Origin of the sequence: Stutzerimonas stutzeri KOS6 (genome assembly GCF_000307775.2) — a bacterium.
Taxonomy (GTDB): Bacteria; Pseudomonadota; Gammaproteobacteria; order Pseudomonadales; family Pseudomonadaceae; genus Stutzerimonas; species Stutzerimonas stutzeri_B.
Genome location: NZ_KK020676.1, coordinates 2,152,456 through 2,163,617, shown reverse-complemented (window position 1 = coordinate 2,163,617; position 11,162 = coordinate 2,152,456). Strand labels below are relative to the sequence as shown.

The window sequence follows — 11,162 nt, the reverse complement described above, 5'->3', positions numbered from 1 at the left end:
GTCGATTTCTTCTCGAAGGGCACGGGAATTCGTCGTGATCGAACTCAAGATGAGGATGATGTTCTTCGAATTCCGAAGGCGCTCCCTGAGTCTCGGCTTCAGGGTGTATTCCCAATCGCTGCCGTCGCGGACGCTGTAAGTTTTGTCGTGCGAATCGACAAAGGGGAACGTCGCATCAGCGCCTTTCCACATCCGCAGGGTGTTGTAGTATTGAAAATCTTTTGTCGCATTGGCACCCAGCGAGCTGGGATGGAATGGCTCCGCAACGTAGAAGGCGGTGTAGTTTCCATTTCGATATGCCATGGCGCTTCTCAATCTCCGTCTGAATTCAATACCGCCTCAAGTTCCTGGCGAACCTGCGCCAGCAACTCGTCGGCCTTGCGCGTGCTGTCGCCTGCGTAAGCCAGCGTCAGCAGCGTGAGCGGGTGGATCTCCATCACCTCGCACAGCTCGGCCAGTTTGTTCAAGGTCGGGCTTTTAAGGTCGCGCTCCAGGGTACTCATATAGGTGCGGCTCGACACGTCCGAAAACGCTTCTTGGCTCAAGCCACGCGCTTTCCTGACTGTCTTCAAAGCCTTCGCCAATGAGTACCGAGCCGCCACCTATGGTTCCCCTGAAAAACCAAGATGACAACTCATTGCGCTCTATAGGGCTACAATCTATAGTGTTCATTGTTGTTCTCCGCTTTCGTGCCTTTACGGAAATCCGTATCGACGGGTTCCAGCAAAGCCACAGAACCGCATCCGTGCTTGCGCAAGAAGGCGTACATCCGTTTTCGCGGTTCTGCGCTTCGACGTGGAACAGCATTTGTGCATCATTGGATTTGTGGGATTGCCGACCATGCCCCAGTCACTCACCACCGCCCCGGAGCGCGCGCAACTGCTCGCCAACGGCGCGGCCCGTGCCGCTGGCCGGGCCATCGACCCGGTGCCCGTGGTGCGCCTGTTCACGCCGGACGCGCACGTGACCTGGCTGCTGGCCGCGCTCGACCCCGTCGATGGCGATACCGCCTGGGGCCTCATCGACCTGGGGATCGGGATGCCGGCGCAAGGCACCGTCAAGCTGTCCGAGCTGGCCGGCATCGTCGGGCCACGCAAGCAGCCCGTGATGCGCGATCTCTATTTCCAGCCCACGCGCACACTGTCGGAATACACCTGCTTGGCCGAGCAAGACGGGGCTATCCCGGACTGAGCACAGCCCACTGTGACTTTTTCAGTCTGGTGTCATACCGGGCAGGTCTCAATCAGCATTCTTGCGGCGCAGCCGCACCAGTCTGATCCAAATAGACATGATGCCCGACGCGGGCTACGGCAGGCTGGTCTGTACGGCGCCCCACCTCGGGGCGTTGCCGCCGCAGCATTGAGACAACTACCGCAACGCATCGGAGCCAATCGGTCTTGACAGTCCCAACTATCTTTTTTCTCCATGACGTTCTGATGATGGCGATGTAGCGCGTAGCCCTGCCGTGGCGGCCTGTCCTGTTCGCAGGGAGGTTGCGCCATGGTCGATCCCCATCACGTCGCGCATTGGTATCCGACTGCCGCTTACCTGTACGTCCTTTGGCTGGATACGCTCGCGCTCGCCTGGGAGTACCTGCGCAGGCATCCCGACTACCGGCTTGACTGGCTGCGCCGTCATCGCCGGCCTGAAGCAGCGCATCGCTGGGGCTTGCGCCTGCTGGAAGACCCGGCCTTGGATGCGCGTGACGCGCATCCCGCTTGGCTGCCTGGTCATGCGGCCGTGGTGCAGCTCTATCCCGATGCCGACCCGCCGCAGGATGCCGCCACCTTCGCGTTCTGGTGCATCCCCGGCCACAAGCAACTTCTCCACGACGGCAAGGGGCTGGCGCTGATCGCGCGCAGCCCAGGCCATTGCCTGCGCTTCGCGTTGGCGTCCGCCCTGGAAGACGGCATGGCCGTGGCCTATGCCCATCGCGGCGGCGCTGCCGCGAATGCGCGTCGCCATACGCACGGCCCAGCCTTGGCCGACGCCAAGCCCAGGCCAACACCTGCCGCGCTGCTGGAGCTGCACACCTTGCAGGCGCTCGACGCGACCCTGGCGGGCGCATCCTTGCGCGATGTCGGCGAAGGGCTGTTCGGTGCCGAGGCCGTGGCCGATTGGTACAGCGATGGCGGCCTGCGCTCCAAGGTGCGCCGCCTGGTGCGGCGCGGCGATGCGCTGATGCGCGGCGGCTATCGCCGATTAGCACAGCTTCCGCCGCTTGAGAAGGGTCGTTTTGATGCGGACGCAAAACGGCCCTGATCGGAAACCTCTCGCTTCTTGAGACTGCCTCCATCCGGTCGCGCTGTGTGGCCGGGCGTTTTCAAACGATGGAGGTTCACACCATGCGTCCCGCTCCTTTGCGGCCTGCCGCCACTGTCTCGACCGCTGCCGCGCAACCTCAACGCTATCTCACCAACGACGAAGCCGCCGAGTACCTACGCCTATCGCCGCGCACGCTGGAAAAGCAGCGCGTGATTGGCGGTGGCCCGCGCTTTCGCAAGTTCGGCCGCCGTGTCATGTACGCCGTGGCCGACCTCGATGCCTGGGCTGCCGACCGCAGCTTCGAGACGACCTCCGATCCCGAATACGCCGAGCACCACTTGGCCGACAGCCGTGCGCGCTGATCGGCGGCGCGCGGCAGGCCATCGCCATGTCCAGCACCGCGCTGCCGTCTCGGCAGCGGCCGTTGCAGGAGCGCGAACAGCTCGACCTGTTCCGCGCCTTGCCCGGCGACATGGCGCCGCGCGACAGCCAGGATTTGATGGCCTATCCGTTCTTCTCGCTCGGCAAGTCCAAGCGGGTCAAGCCCATCGACTTCCGCGCGGGCAACGTCACGATCCGCGTGGAAGGCACGCAGGAGCACGGCATCGCCACGATTTGGGATGCGGACGTGCTGATATGGGCGGCCTCGCAGATCGTGGAAGCGAAGGACGCGGGCCTGCGGCCGTCGCGGCTGATGCACGCCACGCCCTACGAGATTCTGCGCTTCATCGGGCGCGGCAAGTCGCTGCGCGACTACCAGCGCCTCAAGGCCGCGCTGGATCGCCTGCAATCGACCACGGTGGCCACGTCCATCCGCGAGACGACCGGGCGGCGCCTGCACCGTTTCTCGTGGATCAACGAATGGAAGGAACTGGCCGATGCCAGCGGCACGCCGCTGGGCATCGAGCTGATCCTGCCGGACTGGTTTTACGCGGGGGTGTTGGATGCTGCGCTGGTGCTGACCATCGACCCGGCGTACTTCCGGCTCACCGGCGGCATCGAGCGTTGGCTGTACCGCCTGGTGCGCAAGCACGGCGGCAAGCAGGCATACGGCTGGCAGTTCGACTTTCGCTACCTGCACCAGAAATCCGGCAGCACCGCCAAGCCTTACGACTTCGCCTGCGACCTGCGCGCGCTGGTCGCGCGGCAGTCGCTGCCCGGCTATGTCCTGGGCATCGAGCGGATGCCCGACAACGGCATGGAGTTGCTGACGTTCCGGCCCGTGCCGCAGACGGCACGGGGATAACTCCGGGAAAACTTGTGAATGGTGTCGTGCTATCAGGCGTGCGGGGTATCGTGCTATCAGGCGTGGGACTATCGTGCTATCAGGCGTGCCGATCGGCCGCAAACCCGCGCCAGCATTGGGTTTCGCGCCCCTCTAACTTCCCTAACTTAAATTCTCTAACTTTTAGTAGGGAAACGCCGCTGCGGTGGACAACCACCACGCGGCCACAAACGGCAGGCAATACCAGCCGGCAGCCGACAGGTTTTGCAGGCCAATCAAGGCAAGGCTTTCCAAGAGGGAGGGCCGCGCCATGATCGTCGCTCTGCTCAACCAGAAAGGCGGCGTGGGCAAGACCACGCTCGCCACGCACATCGCCGGCGAGCTGGCGATGCGCGGCCAGCACGTCGTCCTGCTGGACGCCGACCCGCAGGGTTCATCGCTGGACTGGACACAGCGCAGAAGCCAGCAGGGTTTGCCAAGGTTGTTCAGCGCCGTGGGCCTGGCACGCGAAACGCTGCATCAGGAAGCACCAGAACTCGCCAGGCGGGCCGACCACGTCGTCATCGACGGCCCGCCACGCATCGCGGCACTGGCGCGCTCCGCGCTGCTGGCGGCCGAGCGCGTGCTGATCCCCGTGCAACCCAGCCCCTACGACCTGTGGGCCAGCGCCGAGATGGTGGCGCTGATCCGCGAAGCGCAGGTGTTTCGGCCTGCGCTGCGCGCGGCCTTCGTCATCAATCGGCGCATCAGTACCACCGTCATCGGGCGCGAAGCGCGCCAGGCGCTGGCCGACCAACCGCTTCCTGCGCTGCGCTCGGAAGTGCATCAACGCATCGTGTTCGCCGACAGCGTGGCCGCTGGCCGACTGGCACGCGAGACGGCGCCGGACAGCGCCGCCGCGCGTGAAATCACCGCCCTGGTGGACGAACTGCTGCGGTGGCCGACATGACCGCGAATCCGCCACCGAACAGCAAGCGCATGGCAAAGCGCGTCGGCATCGGCGCGCGTCCACCCGCGAATCCTCACGCCGAGGCGTGGATTCGCCAAGGCGATGCCGATGCGCTCAATAAGGGCGACCTCTACACCGCCCGCCTGACCCTCGACATCACGCCCGCGCTGCGCGCGCGCATCAAGGTGTCGGCCTTCACGCAGGGCGTGACTGTGGCCGATCTGCTGCGCGGCCTGCTGGAGCGTGAGTTTCCAGAGCATCGCAGGGAGAACACCCCATGACCGCATCCGCTTCGCCTGCCGTTGGCGCGGCTACGGCTGCGCTCGCAGCACCTTCCGGTCAGCCTGCCAGCGCGCCGTTGACGCGCGTGGCACTGGCCTACATCGAACCGCGCTTCAAGCTCTACCTGCGCTTCGGCGAACCTGCGCGCACGCACCAGCTCGACCGCTGGCGGCGCTGCGCCGTGTTCCTGCCGGGCGCGATGTTGTGCCGCATCCGCTGGCAGGCCAACGACTACGGCACGATCCGCTGGCAGCTCATGGTGATGCAGGCTTGCACGCCGCTCGATGCGGCGCAGCGCATTCCCGGCGTGCAGCCGGGCGCACGCCTGCTGCTGCACGCCGAGGGCGAGAATCAGGTGCGCGCCGTGCTGGAGCGCATCGACGCCATCGAGGCGCTGGGCATCGCACCTGTCGGTGCCTCGCCCGCGTACTGGCGCACGCTCGCCAACCGGCTCGCTGCGCGCCTGCCGCTGCCCGAATACACCGCCGAGCGGCACGCCGCCTGGCTGACCGGGGGGGCGCTGCCATGACGCTTCCATCCGCCGTTGCCGGTGCAGCGGGCATTCCGCCGCGTCCTCACTCGCGCCTGCGCGCTCGCATCGTGCTGGCGGGCCTGTCCGCTTGCGGCCTCGCTGCGCTGGCCTGGGCGTCCTTCGTGCATCCGCTGCCGCGCCTGATCTACAACCCGTCCGACAGCGTGGCGGTCGGCTGGTATCGCGTCGATCCGCTGGGCCACGGCACCGGCTCGCTGCCACGTCCTTTGTCTGTGGACAGCATCGTCCTGACCACGCTGCCGCCAGATGCCGCTGCGCTGGCCGCGCAGCGCGGCTACCTGCCGGCGCGCGTGCCCCTGCTCAAGCGCGTGGGCGCCATTGCGCCGCAGGAGGTGTGCATCACTGGTCGCATCGTCCGCATCGATGGCGTGCCTTCGGCCGCCGTGCTGCCTGCTGACCGCTGGGGCCGGCCGCTGCCATCTTGGCAGCAATGCCGTCACCTTGAGTCGGGCGAACTGTTCCTGCTCAGTGTGACCAATCCGGCGTCGTTCGACAGCCGGTATTTCGGGCCGGTCAGCGCATCCGCCGTGATCGGCGTCGCGCATCCGGTCTGGCTGGAATCCCGCCCATGAAGGCCGTCGATTCGCTGCACGTCGCCGTGCATCTCATCGTGCCATCGGGCGTGTCGTTCTGCTGTTCGTCGCCGTGTCGTCGCGCGTGCAGTGCGGGTGCCAATCCTACGCATTGGGCACCGCACTTCGCGTTGCCTTCGGCGCAGCCGTCCAACGTGCAGGCGTCTTGCCTCGAACGCGCCCGGCCTGCGGCCGTGTCCGCGTTCGCCGGCGCGCTGGCTGCTCGCGCAGCAGCGCCGCCGGGCCGCCGCTGCCCGGAGCGCCAGCGAGGGGCAAAGGCGGAAGGCAAGACAAAAGGACGCGGCACCGGGCCGCGTCAAAAGCCAGTCTGCACATGGGGGTTGCGCGGCACGCAGCGGCTTCGCCGCCGTGCCGCTTGTGGCGCGAAGCCGGCGCCGATGCGGGCATGTCTGCGTGCTTCGCACGACCGGACACGCCGGAGCTTGCAGGGAACGCAGCCATGACCGACCGCCGCGACGACGATTTCCGCATCCGCCCCAGCGCCCCGAAGAATCGGGGCCAGGGCTTCGTCTCCAAGGTGCTCAAGCAGGCAGGCAAGGCCAGCAGCGGCAAGTCCGCTGTGCGCCGTCCTGGCACTGCCAGCGGCACCGGGAGGGGCACCGGCCAGCGGCCCGGCTCGCGCCTGGGGCGCGGCCACACGGCGGCGCGCTTCGCCGGGGCGAAGCTGACGCCCATGTCTCGGCGTGTGACCATCAAGACGCTGTTGGTCAACCAGCGCCAGGCCAGCCCGCAGTCGCTTGCAAAGCACCTGCGCTACATCGAGCGCGACGGTGTGGGCCGCGATGGCGAGCCGGGCCAAGCCTACGGGCCGCAGACCGATGCCGCCGACCTCGACGCCTTCAAGGAACGCTGCGCCGACGACCGGCACCATTTCCGTTTCATCCTCTCGCCCGAGGACGGCGCGGAACTGGAAGACCTGCGCACCTACACGCGGCACCTGATGGGCCGCATGGAAGCCGACCTGGGCACGGGCCTCGATTGGGTGGCCGTCGATCACTGGAACACCGACAACCCGCACACGCACATCGTCGTGCGCGGGCGCGATGACACCGGCATAGACCTCATCATCGCGGGCGACTACATCGCCGATGGCTTCCGCCATCGGGCCGCCGAGCTGGCGACCGAATGGCTGGGGCCGCGCACCGAACTGGAGATCCAGCAGACCTTGCAACGCGAGGTGGAGCAGGAGCGGTGGACGAGCCTCGACCGTACCCTGCAACGCGAGGCCGGCGAGGATGGTCGGGTGCAGATCGAACGGTTCAACGAACCTCGGCTGCAACGCCAGCGCCTGCTGCTGATCGGCCGCCTACAACGCTTGCAGCGCCTGGGCCTGGCCGACGAGATGCAGTCCGGCACCTGGGCCGTCCATGCTGATGCCGAAAAAACGCTGCGCACCCTGGGCGAGCGTGGCGACATCATCCGCACGATGCAGCGGGCCATGCGCGGCGAGCCGCGCGAGCTGGCGGTGTTCGAGCCGGGCGACGATGGCCGAACCATCATCGGCCGCGTGGCTGCCAAGGGGCTGGCCGACGAGCTGCGCGACCGAGGCTATCTGGTCATCGACGGGGTGGACGGCAAGGCCCACTACGTCGCGCTCAACGCCCGCGACGAGTTGGCGAACTATCCGACCGGCGCCGTGGTGGAGGTGAAGGGTTCAGCCGACGTGCGTGCGGCCGACAAGAACATCGCCGCGCTGGCGAGCGATGGCCTGTACCGCACCGACCATCACCTTGCCATCGTGCGGGGACAGGCCGTACCGGGCCGCGATCCGCAAGAGGTGGTAGCCGCCCACGTTCGACGGCTGGAAGCCCTGCGCCGCGCCGGCATCGTGGAGCGCATGGCCCAGGGGCTATGGAAAGTGCCGGACGACTTGACCGAGCGTGGCCGCCAGTACGACGCGCAGCGCCTGGGCGGCGTAGCCGTAGAGCTGAAATCGCACCTGCCCATCGAGCGGCAGGCTCGCGTGATCGGGGCCACCTGGCTCGACCAGCAATTGATCGGCGGTGGCAAGGGGCTGGGCGATCTGGGCTTTGGCGGCGAGGCCAAGCAGGCGATGCAGCAACGCGCAGACTTTCTGGCCGAACAGGGGCTGGCCGAGCGGCGCGGGCAGCGCGTGATCCTGGCGCGCAACCTGCTGGGCACCCTGCGCAATCGGGAGCTGGCGCAGGCCGCCAAGGACATTGCCGCCGACACCGGCTTGGAGCATCGGCCCGTGGAGGACGGGCGGCGCGTGGCCGGTATCTACCGGCGCTCCGTCATGCTCGCCAGTGGCCGCTACGCGATGCTCGATGACGGCATGGGGTTCAGCCTCGTGCCCTGGCGGCCTGTGATGGAACAGCGATTAGGACAGCAGCTTGCCGCGACGGTACGCGGCAGTGGCGTGTCATGGGAGATTGGAAGACAGCGCAACCCCGCTATCTAAAGACTTCTACGGACACGCAATACCTGGATGAAATGGAGAGCATCTACTCATCCACGATTCAGCGTGATCCTTCTGCTTCAGGCGGACGTCTCCAGTATCTCAACATATCCAATCAATTCGGCCGAATAGCTGCCATCTCCATTTGCCGCGCCCTTGTGCTTCAGTTCGCGTTGCAGGGTCGGCTCCACGGTGTGGGCAAACAGCGCCAGCCGCTGCTCCGGTGTAAAGCTCGGCGAGATCGTCGGCGCTTGCAGATACCGTTCGCACTGCCGCTCAATCGCCGGTACCCGCGTCCCGTCCTGCTTGACTGCGATGGGCTGCACCACCACACGGCGCTCACCGTTGCCCGCAGATGCCTCCACCATCCACAAGGACAGCAGCACCGGCTCGTCAACATCCCCGGCCACCGCAATGCCGATGTCTTCGGGTATCACGCTGCGCCAGCGGCCCAGCTCTTCCTGTGCCAAGGGGTGATCCAATCCCATCAGTTCCAGATCGTCCCTGCTGGTGGCGGTATTACGGTTTAGCGTGAAACGTGTACGGCGCGTGCCATCCACTGTTACAAGGTCGTAGGTTTCCTCGTCCACTTTCAGCAGCTTCTGCTGGCGATCTGCCACCGCCGCTGACAGGAAACGCACTAGCCGATCCAGGCTGGATGACACATCCGAGAAAGGCTGGTAATCATCGAGACTGAAACCGTCGAGGTCTTGAAACAGGTCGAACACCACCTGCCGTGCCTCACGGGAATTGGACAGCGCCGCTTCCAGCTCCACCTGGGTGCGTTTCAGTTCGGGATCGGATAGCGCCTCCTGGTACAGGCGGTCATAGTTCAACCGCTCGGAAAGCTGCCCCAGAATCTGCGCCCTCATGTCTTCGGCCACGTTGCCCTGATCATCGACCTTGCCGACCGTGCGTGCAATTTCAGTCAACTTCTCATCCAGCAGCAGGAAGATGCGACCCTCGATGGTGTCCGACAGCACCAAGTTGTAAACCTGTGCCGTGTCGCGCTGGCCGTAGCGATGGATGCGCCCGATGCGCTGCTCCATGTCCATCGGGTTCCACGGCAGGTCGAAATTGAACAGGATGCGCGCGAATTGCAGATTCAAGCCTTCGCGGCCAGCCGCTGTGCACACCAGCACACGCGGCCCATCTTTCAGGCGGAACTTCCGCTCTGCTGCCAGCTTGGCGCCGTGGTCGCCGCCACGCAGCACCACCACGCCCTGGCCGGGATAAGCCTGTTCAACCTCGCGGGCAATCAAATCGACCGTGCCGAGGTAGGTGGCGAAGATCACGATCTTTTCGTTGGCGTTCTGCCGCCACAGATGCCCCAAGCCATCGAGCAGCTTTTGCGCCTTGGTCTCGCGCTGCTGCGGGAAGATGCGCAGCAAGTCGCCAATGCGCAGGCGCTCCTCGGGCAGATGCAAATCGACCACCGCGGAAGCCGCCTCCTCGGCGTGCGTAGCCGAATACTCGTTGCCATAAGGGTCGGAGGCCATTTCCAGCGCCTCTTCATCCAGCTTTTTCACCAGCCGGTATTTGAGATCAGCCAGCACACGGTCTACCTCGCTGCGACCGATGCTGTCCTTCGCCAGCCCAAATTCTGCGTGGATCAGCTCGCGGGCTTCTTCCGTCAGCCGCTCGCGGCCTTCGATGTCCAGTTCCTTGTCACGCAGCAGCGCCTCGTGCAGCGTCAGCATCAACAAGCGGCGCTTGAGCGTGCGGCGCACGGCGGCAAAGCTCGATGCCGCGATCTTCTGGAAGATCGCCATCAAGAAGCCCAGTGCGCGCCCTTGATTGCCCTGGCGGCGGGCCAGATCGAACCCATCTTCAAGGTATTCGCGCAGCTTCTCGTAAAACAGCCGCTCCTCCTGATTCATCAGGAAGGATTCGGTATGCACCCAGCGCCGTGCAAACAGCGGTGAGCCATCGGGTTGGCAGGCATCGGCCTTGGTGCGGCGGAACATCACCGTGTTCAGGCGATGGCGGTTTTCCAGCATGTCCTCGGGACTGCCAAAGAGCGTGGGGTTCAAGAGCTGCGCCAGCATCCAGAACTGGAAGTGATTGCCTTGGTGCGGCGTGGCAGACAGGAGCAAGAGATCACGCGCGTGATCCTTCAATGCCTCGGCCAGTTTGTAGTTTTCCGTCTTGCGCACCTTGCCGCCCGTGCGGTGGGCGGTCAGGTGATGCGCCTCGTCGAACACCACCAGATCCCACCGAGGCGCGTCCAGCAGACGCTTGATGCGCGCCGGGCGCTTCAATGTGTCGATGCTGGCGATCAGCCGGTCGTGTTTGGCGAAGGCATTGGTCTTGCGGTCGGTGATGTCGCCCTCGGAGCCAAACACCTCGAAGTCGAGATTGAACACCTCGTTCAGCTCGCGGTGCCAGTTGTTCACCAAGCCTGCGGGCACCACCATTAGCGCCCGCGTCAACTCGCCCCGGCTGGCCAGTTCACGCAGAATCAGCGCGGCTTCGATAGTTTTGCCCAAACCCACCTCGTCGGCGATCAGATAGCGTCGTGGTGACGCAGTGGCTATGCGGTGCGTCAGCACCACCTGATGCGGCAGCAGATCAATGCGCGCCGAGGTCAGCGCCGAGGCGCTTTCCATCACCGGCAGTGCGTGCGCCTCGTAAGACAGCCATGCCTTTCGTGCCCGGTCTGAACCGCCTGCCACCGATTGCAGAATGCGCTCGGTACGGGTGCGCTCGCGCCGCACCGAACTGACCGGCACGCGGCGCTCGCCCACGCCGAAGAACGCGCGCAGATAGCCATCGTGCGCTGGTTCGAGCACCACGCCTGAGCCGAATTCAGTGTGGGTGATGCGCTCGCCGGGCTGGAATAAATCCTCAAAATCATCTGCTTGCACGCGCTGGCC

General features: G+C 65.4%; 13 protein-coding genes. 9 read left to right on the top strand and 4 right to left on the bottom strand.

The window, feature by feature from the left end; genetic code table 11:
- Together B597_RS37945 and B597_RS37940 are read right to left on the bottom strand one after the other, a co-directional pair.
- Positions 1–303: TIR domain-containing protein (locus tag B597_RS37945; RefSeq protein WP_003294096.1), on the bottom strand; the 303-nt coding region annotated here is incomplete at its 3' end.
- An 8-nt stretch (positions 304–311) separates the two neighbouring features.
- A complete protein-coding gene (locus B597_RS37940; protein ID WP_034399567.1) occupies positions 312–602 on the bottom strand; it encodes a helix-turn-helix domain-containing protein in 291 nt (96 codons plus the stop codon).
- Positions 603–840: 238 nt separating this feature from the next.
- On the opposite strand from B597_RS37940, the gene B597_RS37935 reads away from it, so the two are divergent.
- The 4 genes from B597_RS37935 (at position 841) to B597_RS37920 (ending at position 3,511) form a co-directional block, all read left to right on the top strand.
- Positions 841–1,191: a DUF2958 domain-containing protein gene (locus B597_RS37935; protein ID WP_031323550.1), complete on the top strand. Its 351-nt coding sequence runs from the start codon at positions 841–843 to the stop codon at positions 1,189–1,191.
- Between the two features lie 309 nt (positions 1,192–1,500).
- On the top strand, positions 1,501–2,262 hold the full coding sequence (locus B597_RS37930) for a DUF2285 domain-containing protein (protein WP_003294092.1): 762 nt from the start codon (positions 1,501–1,503) through the stop codon (positions 2,260–2,262).
- Between the two features lie 83 nt (positions 2,263–2,345).
- Entirely contained in the window at positions 2,346–2,627 is a 282-nt protein-coding gene (locus B597_RS37925; protein WP_003294091.1) for a helix-turn-helix transcriptional regulator, read from the top strand.
- 26 nt (positions 2,628–2,653) lie between these two features.
- The gene (locus B597_RS37920; protein ID WP_003294090.1) at positions 2,654–3,511 is read left to right on the top strand and encodes a replication initiator protein A; all 858 of its coding nucleotides are present in this window, start codon (positions 2,654–2,656) and stop codon (positions 3,509–3,511) included.
- 162 nt (positions 3,512–3,673) lie between these two features.
- Here the strand turns inward: B597_RS37920 and B597_RS47835 are convergent, their stop codons facing one another.
- Positions 3,674–3,802, bottom strand: coding sequence for a hypothetical protein (locus B597_RS47835; protein ID WP_256380743.1), 129 nt, complete (start codon positions 3,800–3,802; stop codon positions 3,674–3,676).
- Between B597_RS47835 and parA the strand changes: the two genes are divergently transcribed.
- The 5 genes from parA to B597_RS37895 all read left to right on the top strand — a co-directional run bounded on the left by parA (position 3,801) and on the right by B597_RS37895 (position 8,289).
- Positions 3,801–4,439 (top strand): ParA family partition ATPase, encoded by a 639-nt coding sequence (gene parA, locus B597_RS37915; RefSeq protein WP_024162197.1) that lies wholly within the window; start codon positions 3,801–3,803, stop codon positions 4,437–4,439. The two genes, B597_RS47835 and parA, sit on opposite strands and share 2 nt — an antisense overlap.
- Positions 4,436–4,720 carry a hypothetical protein gene (locus tag B597_RS37910; RefSeq protein ID WP_003294086.1) on the top strand — a complete coding sequence of 95 codons (285 nt, stop codon included), beginning with the start codon at positions 4,436–4,438 and terminating at the stop codon, positions 4,718–4,720. The genes parA and B597_RS37910 overlap by 4 nt, the downstream gene beginning before the upstream one ends.
- Entirely contained in the window at positions 4,717–5,250 is a 534-nt protein-coding gene (locus B597_RS37905) for a DUF2840 domain-containing protein (RefSeq protein ID WP_003294085.1), read from the top strand. The genes B597_RS37910 and B597_RS37905 overlap by 4 nt, the downstream gene beginning before the upstream one ends.
- Positions 5,247–5,846 (top strand): S26 family signal peptidase, encoded by a 600-nt coding sequence (locus tag B597_RS37900; RefSeq protein WP_003294084.1) that lies wholly within the window; start codon positions 5,247–5,249, stop codon positions 5,844–5,846. Before B597_RS37905 ends, B597_RS37900 begins: the two co-directional genes overlap by 4 nt.
- 460 nt (positions 5,847–6,306) lie before the next feature.
- Positions 6,307–8,289, top strand: coding sequence for a relaxase/mobilization nuclease domain-containing protein (locus B597_RS37895; protein WP_024162195.1), 1,983 nt, complete (start codon positions 6,307–6,309; stop codon positions 8,287–8,289).
- 77 nt (positions 8,290–8,366) lie between these two features.
- On the opposite strand, the gene B597_RS37890 is transcribed toward B597_RS37895, so the two are convergent.
- Positions 8,367–11,153: a DEAD/DEAH box helicase gene (locus B597_RS37890; RefSeq protein WP_003291768.1), complete on the bottom strand. Its 2,787-nt coding sequence runs from the start codon at positions 11,151–11,153 to the stop codon at positions 8,367–8,369.
- Between the last annotated feature and the right edge of the window lie 9 nt (positions 11,154–11,162).

What these genes read in the sequence shown, in the direction of transcription:
- B597_RS37935 (WP_031323550.1), top strand. Translation starts at nt 841, where the DNA reads ATGCCCCAGTCACTCACCACCGCCCCGGAGCGCGCGCAACTGCTCGCC.
- B597_RS37930 (WP_003294092.1), top strand. Translation starts at nt 1,501, where the DNA reads ATGGTCGATCCCCATCACGTCGCGCATTGGTATCCGACTGCCGCTTAC.
- B597_RS37925 (WP_003294091.1), top strand. Translation starts at nt 2,346, where the DNA reads ATGCGTCCCGCTCCTTTGCGGCCTGCCGCCACTGTCTCGACCGCTGCC.
- B597_RS37920 (WP_003294090.1), top strand. Translation starts at nt 2,654, where the DNA reads ATGTCCAGCACCGCGCTGCCGTCTCGGCAGCGGCCGTTGCAGGAGCGC.
- parA (WP_024162197.1), top strand. Translation starts at nt 3,801, where the DNA reads ATGATCGTCGCTCTGCTCAACCAGAAAGGCGGCGTGGGCAAGACCACG.
- B597_RS47835 (WP_256380743.1), bottom strand. Translation starts at nt 3,802, where the DNA reads ATGGCGCGGCCCTCCCTCTTGGAAAGCCTTGCCTTGATTGGCCTGCAA.
- B597_RS37910 (WP_003294086.1), top strand. Translation starts at nt 4,436, where the DNA reads ATGACCGCGAATCCGCCACCGAACAGCAAGCGCATGGCAAAGCGCGTC.
- B597_RS37905 (WP_003294085.1), top strand. Translation starts at nt 4,717, where the DNA reads ATGACCGCATCCGCTTCGCCTGCCGTTGGCGCGGCTACGGCTGCGCTC.
- B597_RS37900 (WP_003294084.1), top strand. Translation starts at nt 5,247, where the DNA reads ATGACGCTTCCATCCGCCGTTGCCGGTGCAGCGGGCATTCCGCCGCGT.
- B597_RS37895 (WP_024162195.1), top strand. Translation starts at nt 6,307, where the DNA reads ATGACCGACCGCCGCGACGACGATTTCCGCATCCGCCCCAGCGCCCCG.